The organism is Streptomyces sp. BE303, from assembly GCF_036290945.1.
Lineage (GTDB): Bacteria > Actinomycetota > Actinomycetes > Streptomycetales > Streptomycetaceae > Kitasatospora.
Genome location: NZ_JAQYWZ010000716.1, coordinates 16,920 through 39,570 on the forward strand (window position 1 = coordinate 16,920; position 22,651 = coordinate 39,570).

Genomic DNA, 22,651 nt, shown 5'->3' on the forward strand with positions numbered 1-22,651 from the left:
ATTCTACTGGTGTCGGTCGGTGCCGCCACCGGCCCGGCGGGGGTGCCGGGGCCGGTGGCGGCGGGCGGGTTTCGTCTCAGTGCGTGACGTAGCCGTCCGGGGAGATGTTGGCGTGTTCGAAATCCTTGCCCTGGTTCTTACCGCTGGAGAAGATGGAGAACTTCGTTCCCTTCTTCACCTGGACATCCCATTCGTCCTTCCCGTCGTCCGCCTTCTTCCAGAGATTTCCGTAGGCGTCCCTGAAGCCGCCGCCCCTTTCGGGCTTTCCCATCCAGCCCTTCGGCGGAACGAAGGGCACGGGCCCTTCGAGGTCGGTGGGCAGGTTGTGCCTGATGGCGGCGGACCGGGAATTCGCGGTGTATCCCTTCTTGGCGTCGCGGGCGAGTGTGTTGAGCGTGGCCACGCCGTCGCCGAGCTTGGCGGGTGAGACGTGTTTGAGGCTCTGCGCGGCCCACTTCACCCATTCCAGGTCGGTGGCCCGCTTCGCGATGTGGCTGTTCTTCCCCAGGAGCTTCGCGATCTTGGCCGGCTTGGAGAGGTCGCCGGCGAACGGGATGATCGCGACCGCGGACAGGCCGGCACCCGCGAGGTCGCCGCGGAAGAGGCTGAGGAGGCCCGAGGCGCCGTCACTGATCGGTGTGGGGTCGAAGATGCCGATGATGTCGAGGGCCAGGGTGGCGGCGTCGGCGGCGGACAGCCCGCCTTCGAGGTCCATCGGCTCTTCCGGGTGCGCCGGCTCGAACTCGTCGCCCGGGCCGGTGCCCGGGTCGCCGGGGGTGCCCGGTGAGGTGGGCGCGGTGGCGTTGGCCTTGGCCTCCTGCTGGGCGAGCGTGATGGCGTGGCCGAATGCCTCGCCGGCCAGGGTCAGGGCCTCGCCGGCGCTCTTGCCCGCGGCCACGGCGGAGGCGTACGCGCGCGACGACGACTCGTAGGCGGCGCGGGCGGAGGCCGCAGCGGTGGCGGCGGAGTTCGCGGCGCGGTGGGCGGACCGGGTCGCCTGGGCGGCCGAGCTGTTCGCCGACGCGGCCGCGTTCCTGGCCCGGGTGGCCGATTCGGCGGCCTGGCGCGCGGAGGCGTCGGCGGACCTGGCCGCGTCGGAGGCCTGGTCGGCCGCCTGCTGTGCGGTGTGCGCGGAGGCGGCGGCCTGGGCCGCGTAGCCGGTGGCCTCGGCGGCGGCGCCCCTGGCGGTGGCGGCGGCCTCGGCGGCCTGGGCCGCGTTCTGGGTGGCGGTGGCGGCGAGGGCCTTGCCCTCGGCGACCAGGCGCCGGATGCCGGCGACGTGGACGGCGTCGTCCTGGTCGCGGGTGGCGGCCTTGTGCTGGACCTCGGCGACGAAGTCGCGCAGGAGAGGGGCGGGGCCGGCGAGGGCGACCTGGGCCGCGGCCTTGACGCGCGGTCCGGCGGTGGCCGAAAGCCTGAGCGCCTCGACCTTGTCGTCCTCCTCGCGGGCCAGGTGCTGGCCGGTGGCGAGGAAGACGCGGAACGCCTCGGTGGAGTTGGCGTCCAGGGCGGCCGATCCGGCTTCCTTGACGGCCTTTCCGCCGCTGTTCATCAGGGCGAGGATCTGGACGCGGTAGTCGTCGGTCAGGACGGTGTGCCGGCCGGTCTCCAGGAAGGCCGCCTGCTCGCCGGGGCCGGTGTCCAGCGCGGCGAGGGCTGCCGTCTTGAGCGCGGGGGTGCCGCTCGCCGCGAGGGCGGCGATCTTGGTGTAGTCGTCCTGGGCGGCCGCGGTGCTCCGACCGCCGGCGAGCCACTGCCGGACGTCGGTCTCGGTGCCGGCCAGGGCCGCCTCGGCGGCACGCTCGGTCCACGGCGAGCCGGTCTCCAGCAGACGCAGGGCTGCCTTGCGGCCCTTGACGAGGACGGTCTCGGTGGGGGCCGCGGGGGCGGTGGCCTCGGCGAGGAGCTGCTTGGTCTCCTCGTCCTGGCGCAGTGACTCGGCGCGCTCGGTGGCCTGCGCGGACTGCTGCTCGATGTACTGCTGCTTCTGTTCCTCCGCGTACTGGACGGACAGGTCGCGGTCGCTCTCCAGGGCGACGGTCTCGGCCTGGCGGGCCGTCTGTTCGACCTGGTCGGCCTGGTTCGCGGCGGTGGTGGCCTTCTCGGCGGCCTGGACGGCGGCGTTGGCGTGCTCGGTGGCGAGGTTGGCCCAGTTGCCCGCCTGGCCGGCGTGGTCGGCCGCGTCCTGGGCGGCCCGGGCGGCGGCGTTGGCGTGCGCGGCGGACTCGTTGGCGGCGGTGCGGGCCTGCTGGGCGGCGGTCAGGGCCCGGCCGGCCATCGCCTTGGCGGTGTTGGAGGCCGCGGTTGCGGTGGCGGACAGGCGCCGGGCCTTGGCGGCGGCGGCGTTCGCGCGGTTCGCCTGGGCCTGGGCGACCGCGCTGTTGCCGCCGGCGGCGGTGGCGGCGGTGGCGGCGGCGGCAGCGTGGGAGCCGGCGTCGAGTGCTTCGCCGACGGCGGTCAGGGCCTCGTTGAGGGCGCCGATGGCCTGGAAGACGGACTGGGCCGCGTTGCCGGCGCCGACGGCGGCGTCGCGGGCGGTCTGCGCGGCCGCGCGGGCGGCGGCGGCCTGGTTCTGGTCCTGGGCCGCGGCGGACGCGGCCTGGTAGGCACGGGCGGCGGCCCGGCCCGCCGCGGCCGAGGCGGCTGCGGCGGCGGAGGCCGCGGAGGCCGCGGTGCGGGCCGCACTGCTGGCCGCGTTGGCTGCGGTGATCGCGGTGCGTGCGGCGGTGGCCGCGCTCTCGGCGGCGTCCGCGGCCCGGCTCGCGGCCGCCGTCGCCTTCTGGGCCGATCCCTGGGCGGCGGCGGTTTCGGCGGCGGCCCGCTGGGCCGCCTCCTTGGCGAGGCGTGCGGAGTCCACGGCGCGGCCCGAGGCCTCCTTGGCCGACGCGGTCTCCTTGGCGGCCTCGGCGCCCGCCTGGCGGGCCGCCTCGACGAGCTGTCCGACCGTCATGGCCTCCTGGTCCTGGGCGCGGGCGGCGTTCTGGCCCTCGCGCAGGAACTCCCGGACCTCTGCGGGGCCGGCGTCCAGGGCGGCGCTGGCGGCTTTCCTCAGCTGGGGGCCGCCGACGTTCAGCAGCCGCAGGACGCGGACCCGGTCGTCCTCCTCCTGCGCCTTCTGCAGGTCGGTGGCGAAGAACCGGGCCGCCGCCTCCGGGGAGCCGTCGTCGAGCGTCAGCTGGCCGGCCTCCTTCACGGCGGTCCCGCCGGTGTTCATGGCCCGCAGGATGGCGACCTTGCGGTCCTCCGTGAACGGCGCCGTCCAGCCGGTCGTCAGGAAGGCACGCAGCTGCTGCGGCGTGCCGGCGAGCGCCGCCTGCGCGGCCTCCCGGACGCCGGGGCCGCTGACGTTGAGCAGGTGGAGGACGGCGAGCCGGTCGTCCTCCTCGGCCGCGATCGCGCGCCCGGTCTCCAGGAACGCGGCGATCTCGCCGTCCGATCCGGTGAGCGCCTGTCCGGCGGCGGCCCGGACCGCCTTTCCGCCCGACTTCCACTCGGCGACCGCCTGGGCCCGAGGGCCGGGGGCGGGTGATGCGGGCGTGTCCGCCGCCGCGGTGGCGGCGGCGGACAGCGATCCCGCCGCGAGGGCGAGCACGGCGATGCCCGCCAGAAGGCGGCGCGCCGGTCCGGCGTGCGGGGACTCCTTCCGACGCCCCCGCGGTATCTGCTGTTGCATAATCCCCTCGATCCCCTCGAAATCAGTCAGTTCGTCACGAAACCGATTGGGGTGAACGACTTCCCCCCGGGGTGAATGATTTCATGACGCGTTCGACGCGCGGCGGGTTTCCGTCGAATTTGTCAGAACAATGGACGCATCCGACTCATAATTTACTATCCATCACATTGCGGACAGTCGGCGTTCGTTCAGCGGCCGAGGTGATATCAATGACCCGTCATCCCGGCAGGTCGGCGGCCGGGACGTGGTGCCGGCGCATCCGCGCGGCACCGCCCGGGCCGCCGCCGGTCGCCGTGCCGATGACGGGGAAGTCGAATTCAAGCCAGAGGGATATGGGGGTGAGGAGCCCGAAATGAGGGTTTCTTCTCGAATAGTGGCAGCCGGCGCGGCGATCGGGATGTCGCTGCTCTACGGGGCCTTCGGCACCACACCGGCCGGCGCGACGCCCACCGCCGCCGCGCCGTTCGTCGTCGAGGACGGTTCGTATCCGGACGCGGACCGGATCCTCGCCGAGAGGGGCGTGCGGTTGAAAGCCGGCAACGGCAACATCGTGCTGGCGCCCTGTGCGCCGGGGGGCGGCCTGCTGCGGATCATGGCACGCGGCCGGGACGACCTCTGCTTCCGCATGACGGGGGCGACCGGGTACCTGAGCCTGGAGGTCCCGCGGGTCCACGGCATCCAGAGCGACGGCGTGCGCGACGTGAGCGTCGCCATGTCCGTCGACGGTGCCGGTACCTCCTTCACGGTCGACCGGCACCTGTGGACCGCGGTCGGGGAGGCGGCGGACCCCCAGGGGCGCGCCCACACCCTGCTGGAGATCACCGCCACCGGCCCCGCGTCGCCGGGCACCGGCGCCTCGGACCGGCCGTACCTGGCCAAGCTGGGCGTCGGCAACCGCACCTGCACCGGGACGCTGGTCGACCCGTACTGGGTGCTGACGACCGCGAGCTGCTTCGCCGAGAACCCGGCGCAGTCGCTCGCGGTGCCGGCGGGTGCGCCGCAGAAGAGGACCACGGCGATCGTCGGCCGCGGTGACCTGAACGGGGCGGGCGGGCACACCTCGGAGGTGACCGAGCTGGTCCCGCACGCCGACCGGGACCTCGTGATGGCCCGTCTGGCCTCGCCCGCCACCGCCGTCGTCCCGCTCGCGGTCGCCACCGCGGCGCCGGTCCCGGGCGAGGGACTGAAGGTCGCCGGCTACGGGCGCACCAGGACCGTGTGGGCCCCCACCGCGCCCCACACCGCCACCTTCGGCGTGGGCGCCGTCGAGGCGGCCGGCATCGACCTCGCCGCCACCGCGCCCGCCGACGCCACCGTCTGCCTCGGGGACACCGGCGCGCCCGTGATCCGCGAGACGGGGGGCCAGGGCGAGCTCGTCGCCGTCACCAGCCGCTCCTGGCAGGGCGGCTGCCTCGGCGTCCCGGCCACCGAGACCCGCACCGGCGCCCACGGCACCCGCGCCGACGTCCTCGCCGACTGGGTGCGGAGCGTGCGCTGGCGCACCGCCTCCATCAAGAACGTCCACAACGGCAACTGCCTCTACGTCCCGTGGCAGACGCCGGGCGACGGCGCGAACGCTCGCCAGAGCTTCTGCGACCCCCAGTACACCGACCAGCTCTGGCGGGTGGAGAAGGTCGCGCAGGGCTACCAGGTCCGCAACACCTACAGCAACCGCTGCCTCTACGTCCCGTGGCAGACGCCCGACAACGGAGCGGCCGCTCTTCAGACGTTCTGCGACGCTCAGTTCGCCGACCAGGTCTGGCAGCTCGACAAGGTCGACCAGGGTTACCAGATCCGCAACACCCACAACAACCGCTGCCTCGTCTTCTTCGCCTGGCAGGACAGCTCCGACCCCGCCCGCGTGTACGACTGCGTGCCGTCCTACAACGATCAGGTCTGGAGGCTGTGACCCCGCAGGACCCGGGTGGCCGCCGCTGAAGCACGCCACCCCGGCCGGGCCCGGCAGCGCTCCCGCTGCCGGGCCCGCGCGCGATGCGCCGGCGGTGCGGAGCCGCGGTCACGAACGGGCGGCCGGCACCCGGTCCGGGTCGTGCTCAGGCGCCGGGCTCCGCGCCGGCGACGAGAAGGCACGCATGGCCTGAAGCGGGAGTGCTTTTACGGAGAGTGACCGGCAGACGTCCTCGACGTACGCCGTCAGGGTGAATCGGCTCCCCTGATGGGTGAGGCGGGTGCGCTTCGGAGGGTGGTCCAAGGCCCGTCCGGAGTTGGCTGGGAGCGGATTCCTGGAGGATGACCCATGGGGCGTACGACCCGGCTCGGCCATTCCACGGCCCGGTTCGCGGTCGTGGTGCTGATGGGTGTCGCACTCGCGCTCGCGCTGCTCGGCGGGGGAGCCGACAGCGGCTTCCCGGAGCGCGTGGCGAGCGGCCACTGCGCAGCCGGCCAGGAACGGCCCGCAGGTGAGGGTGGCCCTTCGACGCCGCCCGGCGCGCCCGATCCGGAGAACTGCTCCGAGCCCTGCGAGCGACGCCGTGACCGGGTGGGTGTGTCGGCGGGCGTCGTCGTCCACCGGGCCGTCCGGACCGGGACGGTGGCGGCCCACGGTGACGGAGCGGAGCGGCGACCCGACGCGGGGGCGGCCCGGCCCAGGACCGGTGAAGGCGTCGGGCCCGTCCGCGAGGTGGTCCTGCGCTGCTGACGGTGCCCGGCCGGGAGGTGCCGGGACGCGTGGGCGGTGTCGCCGCCGATCGCACCGGCCCCGGCCTGCCGCGACCACCGTCCGACTCCGCACACCGCAGGAGATCCGTCATGCCGTTCGATGTCTATGCCGCGATGGGCGCGCTGGTGCGTGCCGAGGCCGTTCGCGTCCACGAACCCGTTCCCGCTCCGCCGTCCGCCGCCCGGCCCTGCGGAGCGCCCGCCGCCGCACCTGCGGGCGGGCCGTCGACCGATCCGGCGCCGGTGCCCGCGACGGCCCGGGCCGCCGAGGCCGGGCGGGCGGGCAGCCCCGACGTCCTGCCGGCCTCCGTGTGGCGCAGGCTCACCGGCCTGTTCGGCTGACCGCCGTGCGGCACGCACCGGAGGCCGGAGCCCGGCCGGGTCAGGCCGGAGGGACGAGCCGTACCGACGGCAGTGACCCCGGCAGCTCCGCCTCCGGCGTGTCGTACCCCACCACCTGCGCGCCCCGGGGGATCTGGCAGCGGCGGAGCGCGATCCCGTAGCGGCAGTCGCCGCACCAGAAGGAGCCGCTGCCTCCTTCGCCGGGTCGGAGGTCAGGTCCAGCAGGTGCAGGCTCCCGGCCGCGCTCCCGCACCCCGGGCAGGTCGCTCGCACGGACCGCGGCAGCGCGCCGTACACCTCGTCGAACGTCTCCAAGCACGCGTCCCACGAAGCCATCGGTTCTCCCCGGTCGTCGTCGCCCACGCTGTCCGTGCCGTGATCGACCGCATGCCGCGCGGGTGCCCGCTGCTCGTCCCCGCGCTCCTCGGCCCGCGTCGACGGTAGCGCCGGAACGCGTCGTCGGGCAGGGTTCGGCATGACGGACGCGGCGGCGGCCACCGCGCGGGCCGCCCCCGTCGGGGCGGTGCCGTACGCGGACAGGGGACGGCGGCGGCCGGTGCCCCGGGTCCGGTCGGGCCGCCGGTGGCGGGCTGTTTCCCGGGACCCTGTATGTTGATCACCCGCCGGTGCTCCCGGTGTCCCACGACGGCCTCTGACGTGCGGTTCTGCCTGCCCGGGTGACGGCCGTGCGGACGCCGGGCCGCTGCCGTCGCCGGATCGGGCCGGGCTTCGGCCCCGGAGCCGACAGGCGCTCCTCGTCTCCCCATGCGTGAAGGATTTCGCATGACCGTTCCCGCCCCGCCCGACAGCCCGCCGCCCGTGGAGGACACGACCGGCCCGCGGCCCGTCGAGGACACGACCGGCGACGATCCGTGGACTCCGCCGGGTCCGGACCGGGGCGACGTCACCGACCGCGGTGGGGCCCCGGCGTTCGCGGCGGCGGGTCCGCCGCCCTGGGCCCCGTACCCGATGCCGGTGCCGCCGCCCCGCAACTCTCTGGGGACCGCGGCCATGGTGCTCGGGATCGTCGGTTCCACGCTGAGCCTGGCCGTGATCCTCTTCTGGCTGTCCTGGCTGCCGGCCCTGCTCGCCGTGATCCTCGGGGCCGTCGGCCTGGGGCAGGTGCGCAAGGGCCTCGCGACCAACCGTGCGGCGGCGCTCGCGGGCGTGATCCTGGGCATCACCGGTCTGCTGGTCTCGACGGGTGCCGGCGTGTTCGTCGTGACACAGCTCTGGGCGGTCAACCAGGAGCGGAAGGCGGAGGAGGAGGCCGCGCGGGTCCGGGCCGAAGCCGCGATCGAGGCCGCCGAGACGAGGGCGGCGCAGGAGAAGGAACGGGCCGAGGCCGAGAAGCAGCGGATCGAGGCGGAGCGGCAGCGGATCGCGGCCGAGCGGGAGAAGGCGGCTGCGGACGAGAGGGCCAGGCGTCTGTCGTTCGGCCAGTCCTACACGTACCCGGACGGGCTGAAGGTCACCATGGCCGCGCCGGAGCGCTACGTCCCCAGCACGACCGTCTTCGAGGCCCCCAAGAACGCCAAGATCGTCCAGGTGACGATCACCGTCGTCAACACCGGGTCCCAGGGCGTCTCGCTCGAAGGGGCGGGGCTGCCCTCCGTCAGGGACGCCTACGGCGGTCCCGTCTTCACCCTGATCGACGGGAGCGCACGGATGAAGATCCTCCCCGGCTCCCTCGCGCCCGGCGAGCAGGCCACCGGCGTGTCCGCGTACGCGCTGCCGGCCGGCGCGGCCGACCCGTTCTCCGTCGGGATCGACCACGGCCTCGGGTCGCAGCGCAAGAACGTGATCTGGTCCGGCCCGCCCGCCTGACCGGGGCGGTCGGCTCCGCCCCGGTGAAGCACCCGTGGGCGAACCGTCGGGGAAGACGTCAGTGCCGTTCTGTCGTGACCTCCCGCGCGGTCGGGAGGTCACGGCCGCGCCGGGCCGTCGCCGCCGGCGCAGCGCCTCACGGGCGGAGCGTCGGAGAGTCAGTCGAGGGCCACCTCGTGCCGCAGGATGCTGTAGTGGGCCATGTCGTGGAAGCTCCCGTTCCGGAAGTGGGCGCCTCGCAGGATGCCCTCACGGGTGAAACCCGCCTTCTCCAGCGCACGTTGTTCGGCGGCGTTCGTCACATCGGTGCTGGCGTCGATCCGGTTCACCTGGGTGTGGGCGAAGAGGTACCGGACGAGCAGTCGTTGGGCCGTCGTCCCGACGCCGCGTCCGCGGGCCTCGGGCAGGATCCCGGCGCCGATGTTCCAGCTGTGGTTGAGCGGGCCCTGCTGGGAGCGGTGCCAGGAGACGTGACCGAGCACCTCGTCGCCCTCGGCCACCACGAGGTTCCCGGAGTCGGGCGTGAGCAGCCCGTTCTCCTCCCAGCGGCGCGTCAGACGCGCCGGATCGTTCCATCCGAACCACCCGAAGGCCGAGGCCGTTTCCGGACCGGAGTTGTTCAGTAGGTCCAGGACGGGAAGGTCTTCCCTCGTTGCGGGCCGAAGACGAATCTCAGTGGTCATGCCGGGCAGGGTACGTTCCCGGGCCCGGCCGTGGTACCGGCCGGGGGGAGGAGATCGGTGCCGGGCCGGTCCGTGCAGGCGGCCGGTCACCGCTGCGTGAACGCGGCCCGGTACGCGCTGGGAGCGAGCCCCGTTCGTCGTGCCAGGTGCCGGCGCAGGGAGTCCGTGGTGGCGAGGCCGCTGAGCCGGGCGACCTGGTCCATCGACAGGTCGGTCGTCTCCAGGAGTTCCTGCGCCCGGATCACCCGCTGGTGGAGGAGCCACTGCAGCGGGCTCAGACCCGTTTCGTCGTGGAACCTGCGGGCCAGCGTGCGCACACTGGTCCTCGCGTGAGCGGCGAGGTCGGCGCGGGTGAGCGGCTCGTCCAGGCGGTCGAGCGCCCAGGCCCGGGTCGCGGCCAGCGAGATGCCCGTCTCGGGCGGCAGCGGCGTCGCGATGAACTGTGCCTGCCCACCGGGCCGCACCGGTGCCGCCACCACCAGTCTGGCGACGGCGTTGGCCGCCGCGGCGCCGTAGTCGGAGCGGATCAGGTGCAGGCACAGGTCGATGCCGGCCGACAGTCCTGCGGACGTCAGGACGTTGCCGTCCTCGACGTAGAGCACGTCGGGCCGCAGCCGGACGGCGGGGAAGCGGGCGGAGAACTCCTCGGACTTGGCCCAGTAGGTGGTGGCGCTGCGGCCGTCGAGCAGCCCGGCCCGGGCGAGCACGAACGCCCCGGTGCAGATCGAGGCGATGCGTTTTCCCGCGGCCGACGCGTGGCGCAGCATCGCGAGGACGCGCGGGTCGATGTCGTCGCGGGCACCGGTGCCGGTCACGATGACGGTGTCGGCGTCGTCGACGGCCTCCAGCCCGTGGAGGACGGTGACCTGCATGCTGCCGGTGACGACGGGACCGGGGCGGGCGGTGCAGACGCGCACCTGGTAGCCGGGGCGGCCGTCGACGCTCGTCTCGCCGAGGACGAGTTCCGGGATCGACAGGTCGAAGGTGGTGGCAGGGGGGACGGCGACGACGGCAACGCGGTGCATGGCCCGAACCTCCGGATGTTTGGCATTCGGGCCACTACCTTACGGATCAACCGTGGCGGAGGGTGGGGGCGTTGGGGCGGGCCCGTCCCAGCTCTTCGACCAGGGAGTGAACACGTGTCCTTGTACGTCATCGTCGGGGCCGGATCCACGGGATCGGCCGCCGCACGGCTGCTGGCGGACGCGGGCGAGCAGGTCCGGCTCGTCACCCGCCGGGGCGGCGGGCCGGTGGACGACCGGATCGAGCGGGTGGCCGCCGACGCCACCGACACCGCGCGGCTGAGCGGGCTGGCCCGCGGGGCGGCGGCCCTGTTCAACTGCGCGATGCCGGCCTACGACCGGTGGCCGGCCGAGTTCCCACCGCTGGCGACCTCGTTGCTGACCGCAGCGGAACGCGGCGGAGCGGACTACGTCATGCTCGGGAACACCTACGGCTACGGACCCGTCGACGGGCCGGTCACCGAGGACCTTCCCATGGCGCCCACCAGCGTCAAGGGCCGTGTCCGGGCCCGGATGTGGCAGGACGCGCTCTCGGCCCACGAGGCGGGCCGGGTGCGGGTGACCGAGGTCCGGGCCGGCGACTTCCTCGGCGCGGGCGCGTACTCGCCGTTCACGCTCATGGTGGGGGAGCGGGTGCTGAGCGGCGCGTCCGTCTCGTACCCGGGTGATCTCGACGCCCCGCACAGCTGGACCTACACCGGTGACGCGGCCCGGACGCTGATCGCCGCCGCCCGGAACGAGAGGTCCTGGGGCCGGGCCTGGCACGTGCCGTCCACCTCCCATGCCCCGGTCCGTGAGCTGGCCGCCCACCTGGCCCGGACGGCCGCCGTACCCGGCCCCGACCTGACCCACATGACGACGGCCGAGTTGGAGGAGATCGGACGGACCGATTCGGTCATGGCGGAGTTCCCGGAGATGTTGTACCTGTACGACCGACCCGGCATCCTCGACGCGTCGTTCACCGCGGAGGTGCTGAACGTCGCGTCGGCCCCGCTCGACGCCGTCCTCGCGGAGATGGCGCAGGAGCACGGCCTGCGCGGCGTCTGACGTCCGACGTCCGCGGTGCGGCGCGTCGGTGGGCGGCGGCCGGGCGGGTGGATCGTCCGAGGGCCCTGTGGATTCCGCGCCCTGTCCCTGTCCGGGTGGCTCCCGTTTCTCCGGCGGACGACGTGCCGGGGGTGGCGCCCGAGGCTGTCGGACCGGGCTTGCCGGTCCGGTCCGACAGCAGCCCGGTGTCAGGCCAGGGCGGCGCCGCCGTCGAGGGTGAGGACCGTGCCGGTCGCGTAGCCGTTGCCCAGGAGGTAGAGGTAGGCCGCCGCAGCCTCCTCGGGGCTGCCGACGCGCTGCACCGGAAGGCCGCTGCCCTGCGCCCGGAGGAAGGCCTCCGGCTCGGGCACGGTGCTGTCCCAGAGCTCGGTGCGGATCGCGCCGAGGCGGACCGCGTTGACCCGCAGCGGGGCGAGTTCCAGGGCGAGGGCTCGCGTCAGGCCCTCGACGGCGGCGGTGATGCCGGCGCCGAGCGAGGCTCCGGGGACGGGCCGGGTGGCGAAGGCGCCGGAGGTGAGGGTGATCGAGCCGCCGGAACGGAGCTTCGGTGTGGCGTACTTCGCGGCGAGCACGGCGCCCCAGAAGCGGCGCTCGAAGAACGCTCGGGACTCCTCGGCGGTGAGGTCGGCGAGCGGCTTCAGCAGTAGGGGCTCGCCCGCCGTGTAGACGAGGTGGTCGAACTCGCCGATCCGGTCGAAGAAGGCGACGAGGGCGGCCTCGTCGGCGACGTCCAGCAGGACGCCCTCGGCCGGGTCGCCGAGCTTCCTCACCGCCAGGTCGACCCGGTCCCGGCTGCTGGAGGCGACGACCACGTTCGAGCCCTGAGCCGCCGCGGCCTGCGCGACGGCGAATCCGATGCCGGAGGTACCACCTATGACGACGACACGCCGGGTGTCTGATGTGTTGTTCATGGCGAGAACGCTACGTGTCGCGATCGAGACAGTGAATGACACGAAGTCTCGATTCACTGTCCGATCGTCTCGATCGCAGCGCGTTAGGGTGAGCGCATGGACATACTCAGCGACACGCTCGCGGCCCTGCGCACGGGCCGTCCGTCCGTGGTCCGGACCGACGCGCAGGCGCCGTGGGGTGTGCGCTTCCAGCCCGTCGCGGGAGCCGGATTTCACGTCGTCGTCGAAGGGCGCTGCTTCCTCCTGCCGGTCGGCGGCGATCCGACACCCCTGGGCCCCGGCGACGTCGTGTTCCTGCGGCGCGGCACCGGTCACGCCATCTGCGACGCGGTCACCAGCGAGCCGGTCGCCTTCGAACCCGAGCGCGTCGACACCTCCTCGCCGATCGGGCGTTTCACCGTCGAGGGCGACGGCGCTCGCAGCGTGCTGGTGTGCGGGGCCTACCACCTGGACATCGACCGGCCGCATCCGCTGCTCGGCGACCTCCCGGAGGTCGTCCACCTCCCGGCCGGCCCCGGCCGCCATCCGGCGCTGCGCTCGGCGGTCGACCAGCTCTGCGCCGAGATCCACCGGCCGCGGCCGGGTTCGGACGCGGTGGTCACGGCGCTCGTCGACCTGCTGCTCCTCTACATCCTGCGGTCCTGGTACGCCGAGTTGCCCGGGGAGCGGACGCGGGGCTGGGCCTCGGCACTGGACGACCCGTTGATCGCCCCGGCGCTGAGAGCGATCCACGACGACCCGGCGCATCCGTGGACCGTCGAATCGCTGGGGAGCCGGGCCGGGCTGTCGCGCGCCGCGTTCGCCCGGCGGTTCACCACGGTGGTCGGCGAGCCACCGCTCAGCTACCTGACGACGTGGCGGATGGCCGTCGCGGCACGCACGCTGCGCGAGACGGCCGACCCGCTGAGCGCCGTGGCCGGGAACGCCGGCTACACCTCGGAATTCGCGTTCGCGAAGGCCTTCAAGCGGCACTTCGGCGCCCCGCCCGGGGCCTACCGGCGGGAGCGGCGGACGGCGTCGGCCTCGCGGGCGGCGCCGGGCTGATCCTCCCGGGCGAGCGTGCGGGCTCTCGGCCCCGGGCGGTCGGCCGTTTCAGCCGGCCAGTTCGCGGACCACGGCGGCAAAGCCGTGGACGAGCGGGTTGTCCTCCCCCGCCGGCCAGGCGAGGGCGACCCGCAGCGGCTCGACGTCGGTCAGCGGGACCCAGGCGAGGTCCGGGCGGGTGTAGTAGCGGGCCAGGCTCGCCGGGGCGAAGCAGACGGCCGCGCCCTCCGCGACCTGCTCCAGCATCTCCTCGACGTTGTCGTTGGTCGGCCCCCAGCGCGGCGTCGAACCGTCCGGGCGGGGGTTGACCGCCCACCAGTCGACCCAGGCGCGGGGTGCGCGCTCGGTCCACATCAGCGGCTCGTCGTTGACCTCCAGGACGGATATGCCCGCGCGCCCGGCCAGCCGGTGGCCGGTGGGCAGCCCGACGATCCGCGGCTCGGTGTGGACGGTCTCGTGGTGAAGCCCCGTGAGGTCGGCGGGCAGCCAGACGAAGGCGACGTCCACCCGGCCGTCGCGCAGCGCGTCGGCCTCCTGGCCCCAGTCGAAGCGCTTCGGCTCGACCCGGACGCCCAGGTGCCGGCGGGCGAACTCGGCGCGTGCCCGGGTGGTCAACTCGCCTGCACCGCTGGCCTCGAAGCCGACCCGCAGCACCCCGCTCGCCGCCCGCCGGTGCCGCTCGGCGGCGGCGTTGATCCGCTCGGCCTGGGTGACGGTGCGACGGGCCTCGGTGAGCACGTCGAGCCCGGCCGCGGTGGCGGTGACTCCGCCGGAGTGGCGGTCGAAGAGACGGACCCCCAGCTCGGTCTCCAGCCTGCGCAGGGCGTAGGAGAGGGCGGGCTGGCTCACGAACAGGCGGGCGGCGGCCCGGCCGAGGTTGCCCTCGTCGGCGATCGCGATCAGGTACCGCAGCTGGCGTAACTCCACTCGGTGATCATAAAGCGTCTTTATCGATCGACCAGGGTTCTGTCTTGGACGTCTTCGATCCCTGGCTGACATAAAAGAGTCCGTCAACTACCGAGGTCTGTCACGCCTTACGGAGGCACCCCCATGACCGGAACCACCCCCGAGACGACCGCGGCCGGTCGGGTCTGGCTCATCACCGGCGCCAACTCCGGCTTCGGCCAGGCGATCGCGGAGGCCGCGCTGGCCGCCGGCGACACCGTGGTGGCGGCCGCCCGCCGGCCCGAGACGCTGGACGCGCTGGTCGCCGCCCACCCCGACCGGGTCGTCCCGGTCCGGCTGGACGTCACCGACCCGGCCCGCATCGCCGCCGTGGTGGCGGACACCCTGCTCTGGTACGGGCGGATCGACGTCCTGGTCAACAACGCCGGGCGCGGGCTGATCGGCGCCGTGGAGGAGTACACCGACCGCGAGTTGCGCGACCTGATGGAGCTTCACTTCTTCGGACCGGCCGCGCTGACCCGTGCCGTCCTGCCGCACATGCGGGCCCAGGGCTCGGGCGCGGTCGTCCAGTTGAGCAGCATGGGCGGCCGGTTCACCTTCGCCGGGGTGGGTGCCTACTCGGCCACCAAGTTCGCGCTGGAGGGCCTCTCGGAGGCGCTGGCGCAGGAGGTCGCGCCGTTCGGCATCAAGGTGCTGATCGTGGAGCCCGGCTCCTTCCGCACCTCCTTCGCCGGAGCGGGCGCGCTGGCCCAGGCGGCCGCCATCCCCGCGTACGAGTCGGTGGTCGGACCGCTGCGCACCGCACTGCCGGAGAGCGACGGCAAGCAGCCGGGCGACCCGGCCAAGGCCGCCGCCGCGATCCTGGCCGCACTGGACGACGAGCGGACCCCGCTGCGGCTCGCCCTCGGGAACGACGCCGTCGACGCGATCCTCGGTCACCTGGACGCCGCGGAGAAGGAGGTCCGGGACTGGGAGGCGGTCGGCCGGGGGACCGACTTCGACGCCTGACGGGCACGGGCCTCGCCGGATCGTCGGGACACGGCGTCGCAGCGGCCGTGGCCGCCGGTCGGCGAGCACGCTCCGACCCCGGAGCCCACCGCGGCTCCGGGGTCGGACCTCGCCCCTGCCGGTGGACGGCCTGCCGCTGCTCACCGTCGAGCGGCCCGTTCCTGCCGGCGCCCGATCGGTGCGAGCGGGTGCACTGCCGAAGACGTCGGCGCTGCCGCCGCGCGTTCACTCCTTCGCGTGAACGGTCCGTATCCGCAGGAGCCCGCCGGGACCGCCCTGATGGAATCGCGAGGAAGACTTCCTTCGCGACTCCGGAAAGTGGGACATCGATGCGGGCAGAAGCGGTCGATCGAGTTCGGTGTGTTTTCACCCTGTTCGACGCAGACGGCAACGGATTCATCGAAGCCGACGACTTCGAGCTGATGGCCGGGCGGGTCATCGAGGCGGTGCCCGGGGCCGCCGACGCGAAGCACGGCGCGATGCTCAGTGCGTTCCGGGCCTTCTGGGGGAGCCTGGAGACGGAGCTCGACGCCAATCGCGACGGCAGGATCGACTTCGAGGAGTTCAAGGCCGTCGTGCTCGCGCCGGAGCGGTTCGACGAGGCGATCGGGGAGTTCTCCGAGGCACTCTCGACCCTGGCGGATCCGGACGGCGACGGGCTGATCGAGCGACCGGTCTTCGTGGGGGTCATGACGGCCATCGGCTTCGCCCTGCCGAACATCCACTCGCTGTTCGACGGCCTGGAACCCACGAGCACGGACCAGGTGGCGGTGTCGGACTGGGCCGAGTCGATCAGGGACTACTACCGCCCGGACCTGGCCGGCATCCTGGGTGACCGCCTGGTCGGGACTCCCACGGGCTGAGGGCCGCCGGGCGGTCGTCCGGGCGGCCGGGGGAGAGGTTCTGCCGCCCGGACGAGGACTGATCCCGCCCAGGCCCTCGGTGATCCGCGGGCCTGGGCTCCCGAGCGGCGCCCGCAGGTGGCTTCCGGGAGCCGCTGCCGCCGCGTTCGGTGACGAGCCGCGCCCCGGCCACCGCGTTCGGCCCGCGCGGGAGCGACCGGCTGCGCTCCTTGACCGTGGCGCGCCCGCGCCGCCCGGGCACCTGGACGGGCTGCCCTCCGCGGCCGAGGCCGCCGACGCGGCGCCCGTCCCCCCGGACCCCGGCGTGTGTATCGGTGCCGACGGGGTCGGGACACCCGCCCCCGGCGCCACCGCGGTGGGGGTCGGGCCCTGCCGCGCCGTGCCGCCGGCGCCCTGGTGCCCGCCGTTTCCGCCGACGCCGCCGTTTCCGCCGCCGCCGTCAGGCGTCCGCGTCCGTGGAGGCCCGCACCACCAGCTGCGGGGCGAAGCGCTCCACGCTCTCCTCCCTTTCGCCGGCCGGAGCCTGAAGGAGCGTCAGGGCGCGCTCGGCCATCGCGGTGAGCGGGTGGCGGATGGAGGTGATGGGCGGGTCGAGGAGTTCGAGGAGCTCGGTGTCGTCGAAGCCGGTGACGGCGATCTGCCCGGGCACGGAGACCGCCGAGCGCTGCAGCGTGCTGACGAGTCCGACCGCGAGGACGTCCGCGCCGCAGACGACGGCGTCGATCCGGTCGCGCTGTTCGGCGATGCGGCGGCCCGCGGTGCGGCCGGCGTCGGTGGTGAAGCTGGGCAGCAGCACGGTGGTGGCGTCGGTGCCGCGGGCCTCGGTGAAGGCGGCGAGGCGTTCCGCGCCGGAGGAGGACGCCTGGTCGGCGGCGACCAGGGCGATCCGGCGGCGGCCGAGGCTTTCGAGGTGGTCGAGGAGCAGGCGCATCGCGGCGGCGTTGTCGAGGGTGACGGCGACGGTGCCGGAGCCCGTGGCCCAGCGGTCGAAGAGGACGACCGGCGCGCGTTCGGCGGCGGCCCGGACGGCGGGCCCGGACGCGCCGGCGGAGACGGGGACGACGAGCAGGCCGTCGACCCGGCCGCCGAGCAGGGTCTCGATCTGCTCGGCCTCGATGGCGGTGTCGTTGGCGGCGTCGGAGACCACCAACTGGCCTCCGGCGGCGCGGACCTGCTGGGCGAGGGCGTCGGCGAGCTGGACGAAGTACGGGTTGGCGAGCGAGGGGACGACCACGCCGACGGTGCCCGTGGTGCCGGTCCGCAGCGCCCGGGCGGAGTGGTTGGTGCGGTAGCCGAGGCGCCGGGCGGCCTCCTCGACGCGGCGGACGAGGTCCGCGTCGACGTTGCGCGGGGTGCCGGCCAGGACGCGTGAGGCGGTCGCGCGGGAGACGCCGGCGGCCGCTGCCACGTCGAGGAGTCGGGGCGCTGTCACGTGGGTGGTCCTTCGCGGTCGGAGACGTGCTCAGTGGGTCTGAGCCGGCGGAAATGCGCAGCACGAGGGTACTTGACGGTTTTCTGGGGCTGGTCCACAGTGTGGGAGATCGATCTCCCAAGGAGTGTGGATGCCGCCCATCACCGTCGTAGGTTCGGTCAACCGCGACCTCGTCCTGACCGTCGAGGACCTGCCGCGCCCCGGCGAGACCGTGCTCGCACGGGGATTCGTCGAGGGCGTCGGCGGCAAGGGTGCCAACCAGGCCGTCGCGGCGGCCCGGCTCGGGTCACGGGTGCGTCTGGTCGCCCGGGTCGGCGCGGACGCCGGTCCCATCCTGCGGGCGCTCGCCGCCGAGGGCGTGGACGTCGAGGCGGTGCGCCCGGCGCCGGAGAGCATCACCGGGATCGCCTCCGTCGTGGTCGACCGGGCCGGTGAGAACACCATCGTGGTCAACCCGGGCGCGAACGCCGAACTGTCGGTCGCGGACCTTCCGCAGCGGCTGGCCCGGTCCGCGGGGGAGGTGGTCCTGGTCCAGCACGAGATCACCGCCGAGGTGGCCGCCGCCGCCGTACTGCGGGCCCGGGAGCAGGGCGGCACGGTCGTCCTCAATCCGGCCCCGGCCCGGCCGGTCGCCCCGGAGGTGCTGGCCGCCGTCGACGTCCTCGTCCCCAACCTCGGCGAACTCGCCACCCTGCTCGGAGCCGAGCGGCCCACCGGGCCGGACGGCGCACGCGAACTGCTGGAGCGGGCCGCGCTGCCCTGCGGGGCCGTCGTCGTGACGCTCGGCGCGGACGGAGCGCTGGTCAAACAGCCGGGCCGCCCCGCCGTGCACCTGCCGGCCCCCGTCGTGGACGCCGTCGACACCGTCGGCGCCGGCGACACCTTCTGCGGAGCCCTCGCGGACTCCCTAGCCCGCGGCGCCGACCTGCTCGCCGCAGCCGAACGCGCCGTCCGTGCGGCCTCGCTGGCCGTCACCGGGCTCGGCGCCCAGTCCTCCATGCCGTACGCGGCGCAGCTCGACGCCCCCGCCGCCGTGTCCTGACGGAACGCACCTCCGTCGCCCCTCCCTCGGTACCACCCCCAGTTCAACGGAGAACCACCCATGCGCAACCTCAAGCTCGGACTGTTCGAGAACGCCCAGACCAACGCGAGCGGCACCGCCACCTGGCGCCACCCGGACAGCCGCCGGCACCTGTTCGACACCTTCGGGTACTGGCGCGAGATCGCGGCGATCTGCGAGGACGCCAAGCTGGACTTCCTGTTCCTGGCCGACGCCTGGGGCTGGTCGGAGATCGACGGGGTGCGCCCGCCGATCGCCACCGAGGAGACCTTGGACCTGCCGCGCCTGGACCCGTTCGTGATCGCCTCGGCCCTGCTCGCGAGCACCACCGACCTGGGCCTGGTGGTGACCGGATCGGTGCTGGTCGAACCGCCCTACGCGTTCGCCCGCCGACTGGCCACCCTGGACCAGCTGTCCGGCGGCCGGCTCGGCTGGAACGTCGTGACCACCGGCACCGCCGACACGGCGGTCAAGGCCTTCGGCATGGACATGGTGGCGCACGACGACCGGTACAGGATGGCCGAGGACTTCCTCGACCTGGTCTACAAGTACTGGGAGGGCGCCTGGGAGCCGGACGCCCTGGAGAAGGACAAGGACGGCCGGTTCGCCGACCCGGCGAAGGTCCACCTGGTCGAGCACGACGGCCCGTACTTCCGCTCGCGCGGCTACGGCAACACCGCCCGCTCCCCGCAGGGCACCCCGGTGCTGTTCCAGGCCGGAGCGTCCCCGGCCGGGCGACGGGTCGGCGGGCGGCACGGCGAGTGCATGTTCGTCGGCAGCGGCTCGGTGGCGCAGCTCGCCGGGCACACCACGGCGATCCGCGAGGAGGCCGTGAAGGCGGGCCGACGCGCCGACGAGGTCAAGGTGATGTCGGCGTTCTCCTGTGTGGTCGGAGCCACCACCTCCGACGCCGAGCGCCGCTGGCAGCGCGTCCTGGACGCCCAGCGTCCGGAGGTCACCGTCGCCAGCTACGCCATGTTCACCGGCCTCGACCTCTCCTCGTACGCGCCCGGCACCCCGATGTCGGAGCTGTCCACCGAGATGTCGCAGACCCAGGTCGCCCGCTTCGCGGGCAGGACCGTCGGCGACGTGCTCGCCGACTGGCACACCCACGGTGTCGGCGCCCGCCCGGTGGTCGGCACCGCCGAGGAGATCGCCGACGAGATCTGCGCCCTGGCGGAGGGCGCCGACCTGGACGGCTTCCTGCTCTCGCCGACCGTGCAGCCGGCCTCCACCACGGAGTTCGTGGAGTCGGTGCTCCCGATCCTGCGCGCCCGCGGTGTCTTCCGCGGCGAGTACACGGCCGGTGAGTCGCTGCGCGAGCGGCTGACCGGCGCCTCCGACCGCGCCCTGCCTGCCAGCCACCCGGCCGCGCAGCACCGTCACTGACCACCCCACGCGCGACGAGAGGACGACGACCATGGTCACTCCCGCCCACCATCCGACCCCGCCCGCCGCGTCCGCGGAGCTGACCGCTGCGGAGCCGACCGCTGCGGAGCCGAACGGTGCGGAGCCCGACGCTGCGGAGCTGAACGCGGCGGTGCTGCGCCAGGCGTTCGGCGCCTACCCCACCGGTGTGGTCGCGATCGGTGCGCTGCGCGACGGCGGACCGATCGGGCTCGCGGTGAGCTCCTTCGTGTCGATCTCGCTGGAGCCGCCGATGGTCGCGGTCAGCGTGGCCCGCTCCTCGACCACCTGGCCGAGGCTGGCAGGGGCGCCCGTGCTGGGGCTGAGCGTGCTCAGCCGTGACCAGGGCGCGCTCTGCCGGCGGCTCGCCTCCCGCGCGGGCGACCGCTTCGAGGGCACCGCGTGGCGGGCGACGCCGGACGGTGCGGTGCTGATCCACGACACGGCCCTGTGGCTGACCGCCCGGGTGAGCGCGGTGTACGACGGCGGCGACCACGAGATCGTCCTGATGGAGCTGCTCACCGCCGAGCTCTTCCCCGGGGTGGAGCCGCTGGTCTTCCATACCAGCCAGTTCCGCGAGCTCACCCCGCATGGCTGACACACCGACGACCCCCCTGGCCGGCACCGTGGTGCACGGCGCCGGCCGGGGGACGGGCCTGGGATTCCCCACCGCCAACGTCGCTCCCGACCCCGGCACTCCCGTCCCACCGCCCGCGATCTACAGCGGCTGGCTGGCCCGCCGCGCGACCGGCACCGTGCACCGCGCGACGATCAGTGTCGGCACCAACCCCACCTTCTGCGACGCCTCCGAGATCCACACCGAGGTGTACTGCCACGACGCCCCGGGCGATCTGTACGGCGAGCGCGTCGACCTCTGGTTCGTCGCCCGCATCCGGGACACCGAGAGGTTCGCCTCGGCGGACGAGCTGGTGCTCGCCGCACGGGAGGACGTCCGCCGCTCGGAGGCCCTGCTGGACTCCGCGTACGGACGGCACGTCCGCAACGTCCTCTCCTGACCCCGTCACCACGCCCCACCTGCTCGGCGCGCGTTCCCGCCCCCTCGGTGACCGCGCCCTGCGCCCACGCGCCCGGTCGGCCCCGCTTCCCCCGCTTAGGCGGGGCCGACCGTCGATCCCCCTCCTCGCTCCGAACGAACAAAGGTGTGAGTCATGAGCGCATTCCACTGGCTGAACGAGCAGTTCAGCTTCTTCGGTCTCCCCGTCTACTGGTCCGACTTCCTGGGCAACCTCCTGGCGCTCGCCACCGTCTGGCTGGCCCTGCGGCGCTCGCTGGTGGCCTGGCCGGTGCAGATCCTCGGCTCGGTGCTGCTGCTGATCGCCAGCCTGAACGTGCATCTCGGCGGCAACGCCGCCCGGCAGATCGTGATCATCGTCTCGGCCTCCTGGGGCTGGGCGACCTGGAAGCGCAGCCGCGAGCAGGAAGGCACCATCAACGTCCGCTGGGCGTCGAGCCGTGAACGCGCCGCGCTGATCGCCGCGATGGTGCTGGGGACGGCCGTGTTCGGCGCGGTGCTGAGATGGACGGACGCCTCGTTCTACCCCGGCGCGCCGTTGTGGATGGTCCTCGCGGACGCCTGGATCTTCATCGGCTCGATCCTCGCCATGTACAGCCAGGCCCGCCGCTACGTCGAGTTCTGGTTCGTCTGGCTGGCCGTCGACCTGGTGGGCGTGCCGCTCGCGGTCCACTCCGAGCTGTACTTCTCCGGCATCGTCTACGGGATCTTCTTCGTGATGGTGCTGCTCGGCATCCGCGACTGGGCCTCCCGCAGCAAGCCGCAGGAGATCGCCTCGCCGCTGGAGCCCGCCGTCCTGGTCGAAGGCCGGGACGATTTCCGCCCGGCCGGCGGCCCGTCCCGCGCCGGGGTCCCCGACTGAGCGCGGCTCACGTCCGCCACCCCCTCATGCGTCGGCCGCCCGCCCCCTCAAGGGTGGGCGGCCTGCGTCGGATCCGGGCCGGGGGTGTTGTAGCGCACGATACGCACGGCTACGCTGACGGGCGTGAAGCAACTGAACGTCCGCCTGGACGAGACGACCCACGAAGCCCTGGAGCAGCGCGCCGAGGCGGCCGGGATGAGCCTGCCCGACTACGCGCGCAAGGTCCTGGTCGAGGAGGCCGACGAGAGGCGCGAGCGCTTCCTGACCGCCGCCGCGCACTTCTCGCAGGCGTGGGCGCCGGCCTTCGAGGCCGGGTTCGGCCCCTACCCGCAGAGCGCCCGGTCCGGCACGGCGGACGCGGCGTGATCCTGCGCGTCGACCGGGCCTGGCTCCTGGACGTCACCCACCAGTTCCTGGCCGCAGACCCCGACGTCACGGACTACGGCACGCTCGCCGCCGCGGTCGCCCGCCACGTCGACGAGGTCATGGAGGTGCCCGTGTACGGGGCCGTGCACCAGCGTGCCGCCGCGCTCATGCACCAGCTCATCCGCGTCCCGGCCCTGGAGTACGCCAACGAGCACTTCGCCGCCGTCGTCGCCGCCTCCTACCTCAGCGCCTCCGGTGTCATCGTCACCGCCGAACCGAAGGCCGCCGTCGCCCTGGCCGCCCGTGTCCGCGACGGACAGGCCGACGTGCGCGAGACCGCCACCGCCATCCGCACCTGGTACCGCTGAGCCGCGGCCGGGGGCGGCGCCGCAGGACGCGCCACCACCCCCGGCCGCGGATCGCTGATGCTCACACTGACGGAACCCGGCCCGTGTCCGTCGTCGTAGTGGAGGAATCCCGAGGCCG

General features: G+C 73.9%; 21 protein-coding genes. 15 read left to right on the top strand and 6 right to left on the bottom strand.

The genetic code is table 11. The annotated features are described in order from the left end of the window. Positions 1-76: 76 nt before the first annotated feature. Entirely contained in the window at positions 77-3,673 is a 3,597-nt protein-coding gene (locus PUR56_RS19975) for a hypothetical protein (RefSeq protein ID WP_329949930.1), read from the bottom strand. Positions 3,674-4,046: 373 nt separating this feature from the next. Between PUR56_RS19975 and PUR56_RS19980 the strand changes: the two genes are divergently transcribed. From PUR56_RS19980 to PUR56_RS19995, 4 genes are all read left to right on the top strand, one after another. Continuing rightward, positions 4,047-5,582 carry a trypsin-like serine protease gene (locus PUR56_RS19980; protein ID WP_329949931.1) on the top strand — a complete coding sequence of 512 codons (1,536 nt, stop codon included), beginning with the start codon at positions 4,047-4,049 and terminating at the stop codon, positions 5,580-5,582. A 348-nt stretch (positions 5,583-5,930) separates the two neighbouring features. Beyond that, a complete protein-coding gene (locus tag PUR56_RS19985) occupies positions 5,931-6,332 on the top strand; it encodes a hypothetical protein (RefSeq protein WP_329875887.1) in 402 nt (133 codons plus the stop codon). Positions 6,333-6,442: 110 nt separating this feature from the next. Further along, complete coding sequence (locus tag PUR56_RS19990; protein WP_329875889.1) at positions 6,443-6,694, top strand: hypothetical protein; 252 nt, start codon at positions 6,443-6,445, stop codon at positions 6,692-6,694. 783 nt (positions 6,695-7,477) lie between these two features. After that, positions 7,478-8,521: a hypothetical protein gene (locus PUR56_RS19995; protein WP_329949932.1), complete on the top strand. Its 1,044-nt coding sequence runs from the start codon at positions 7,478-7,480 to the stop codon at positions 8,519-8,521. Positions 8,522-8,679: 158 nt separating this feature from the next. Here PUR56_RS19995 and PUR56_RS20000 read toward each other — a convergent pair whose 3' ends face one another. Both PUR56_RS20000 and PUR56_RS20005 read right to left on the bottom strand, forming a co-directional pair. Next, entirely contained in the window at positions 8,680-9,204 is a 525-nt protein-coding gene (locus PUR56_RS20000) for a GNAT family N-acetyltransferase (protein WP_329949933.1), read from the bottom strand. A gap of 86 nt (positions 9,205-9,290) precedes the next feature. Next, positions 9,291-10,229: a GlxA family transcriptional regulator gene (locus PUR56_RS20005; RefSeq protein WP_329949934.1), complete on the bottom strand. Its 939-nt coding sequence runs from the start codon at positions 10,227-10,229 to the stop codon at positions 9,291-9,293. 114 nt (positions 10,230-10,343) lie between these two features. On the opposite strand from PUR56_RS20005, the gene PUR56_RS20010 reads away from it, so the two are divergent. Next, entirely contained in the window at positions 10,344-11,273 is a 930-nt protein-coding gene (locus PUR56_RS20010; RefSeq protein WP_329949935.1) for an NAD-dependent epimerase/dehydratase family protein, read from the top strand. Between the two features lie 188 nt (positions 11,274-11,461). Here the strand turns inward: PUR56_RS20010 and PUR56_RS20015 are convergent, their stop codons facing one another. After that, complete coding sequence (locus PUR56_RS20015; RefSeq protein WP_329875899.1) at positions 11,462-12,184, bottom strand: SDR family oxidoreductase; 723 nt, start codon at positions 12,182-12,184, stop codon at positions 11,462-11,464. Between the two features lie 96 nt (positions 12,185-12,280). Here PUR56_RS20015 and PUR56_RS20020 point away from each other — a divergent pair, with 96 nt between their 5' ends. Further along, a complete protein-coding gene (locus tag PUR56_RS20020; protein ID WP_329949936.1) occupies positions 12,281-13,228 on the top strand; it encodes an AraC family transcriptional regulator in 948 nt (315 codons plus the stop codon). A 48-nt stretch (positions 13,229-13,276) separates the two neighbouring features. Here PUR56_RS20020 and PUR56_RS20025 read toward each other — a convergent pair whose 3' ends face one another. Further along, positions 13,277-14,155 (bottom strand): LysR family transcriptional regulator, encoded by an 879-nt coding sequence (locus tag PUR56_RS20025; RefSeq protein ID WP_329949937.1) that lies wholly within the window; start codon positions 14,153-14,155, stop codon positions 13,277-13,279. Between the two features lie 123 nt (positions 14,156-14,278). Here PUR56_RS20025 and PUR56_RS20030 point away from each other — a divergent pair, with 123 nt between their 5' ends. Both PUR56_RS20030 and PUR56_RS20035 read left to right on the top strand, forming a co-directional pair. Next, entirely contained in the window at positions 14,279-15,142 is an 864-nt protein-coding gene (locus tag PUR56_RS20030; protein ID WP_329949938.1) for an oxidoreductase, read from the top strand. Between the two features lie 329 nt (positions 15,143-15,471). Beyond that, positions 15,472-16,005 (top strand): EF-hand domain-containing protein, encoded by a 534-nt coding sequence (locus PUR56_RS20035; protein ID WP_329875905.1) that lies wholly within the window; start codon positions 15,472-15,474, stop codon positions 16,003-16,005. Positions 16,006-16,444: 439 nt separating this feature from the next. On the opposite strand, the gene PUR56_RS20040 is transcribed toward PUR56_RS20035, so the two are convergent. After that, the gene (locus tag PUR56_RS20040) at positions 16,445-17,437 is read right to left on the bottom strand and encodes a LacI family DNA-binding transcriptional regulator (RefSeq protein ID WP_329949939.1); all 993 of its coding nucleotides are present in this window, start codon (positions 17,435-17,437) and stop codon (positions 16,445-16,447) included. 130 nt (positions 17,438-17,567) lie between these two features. Here PUR56_RS20040 and PUR56_RS20045 point away from each other — a divergent pair, with 130 nt between their 5' ends. From PUR56_RS20045 to PUR56_RS20075, 7 genes are all read left to right on the top strand, one after another. Continuing rightward, positions 17,568-18,479 (top strand): ribokinase, encoded by a 912-nt coding sequence (locus PUR56_RS20045; protein ID WP_329875909.1) that lies wholly within the window; start codon positions 17,568-17,570, stop codon positions 18,477-18,479. 60 nt (positions 18,480-18,539) lie between these two features. After that, positions 18,540-19,886: an NtaA/DmoA family FMN-dependent monooxygenase gene (locus tag PUR56_RS20050; RefSeq protein WP_329875911.1), complete on the top strand. Its 1,347-nt coding sequence runs from the start codon at positions 18,540-18,542 to the stop codon at positions 19,884-19,886. Positions 19,887-19,917: 31 nt separating this feature from the next. After that, positions 19,918-20,502, top strand: coding sequence for a flavin reductase family protein (locus tag PUR56_RS20055; protein ID WP_329875913.1), 585 nt, complete (start codon positions 19,918-19,920; stop codon positions 20,500-20,502). Continuing rightward, positions 20,495-20,920, top strand: coding sequence for a riboflavin kinase (locus PUR56_RS20060; protein WP_329949940.1), 426 nt, complete (start codon positions 20,495-20,497; stop codon positions 20,918-20,920). The genes PUR56_RS20055 and PUR56_RS20060 overlap by 8 nt, the downstream gene beginning before the upstream one ends. A 153-nt stretch (positions 20,921-21,073) precedes the next feature. Continuing rightward, positions 21,074-21,799, top strand: coding sequence for a nicotinamide mononucleotide transporter family protein (locus PUR56_RS20065; RefSeq protein ID WP_329949941.1), 726 nt, complete (start codon positions 21,074-21,076; stop codon positions 21,797-21,799). A gap of 123 nt (positions 21,800-21,922) precedes the next feature. Beyond that, positions 21,923-22,165 (top strand): plasmid mobilization protein, encoded by a 243-nt coding sequence (locus tag PUR56_RS20070; RefSeq protein WP_329875918.1) that lies wholly within the window; start codon positions 21,923-21,925, stop codon positions 22,163-22,165. Then, complete coding sequence (locus tag PUR56_RS20075; protein ID WP_329875919.1) at positions 22,162-22,533, top strand: fic family toxin-antitoxin system, toxin component; 372 nt, start codon at positions 22,162-22,164, stop codon at positions 22,531-22,533. Before PUR56_RS20070 ends, PUR56_RS20075 begins: the two co-directional genes overlap by 4 nt. Positions 22,534-22,651 lie beyond the last annotated feature (118 nt).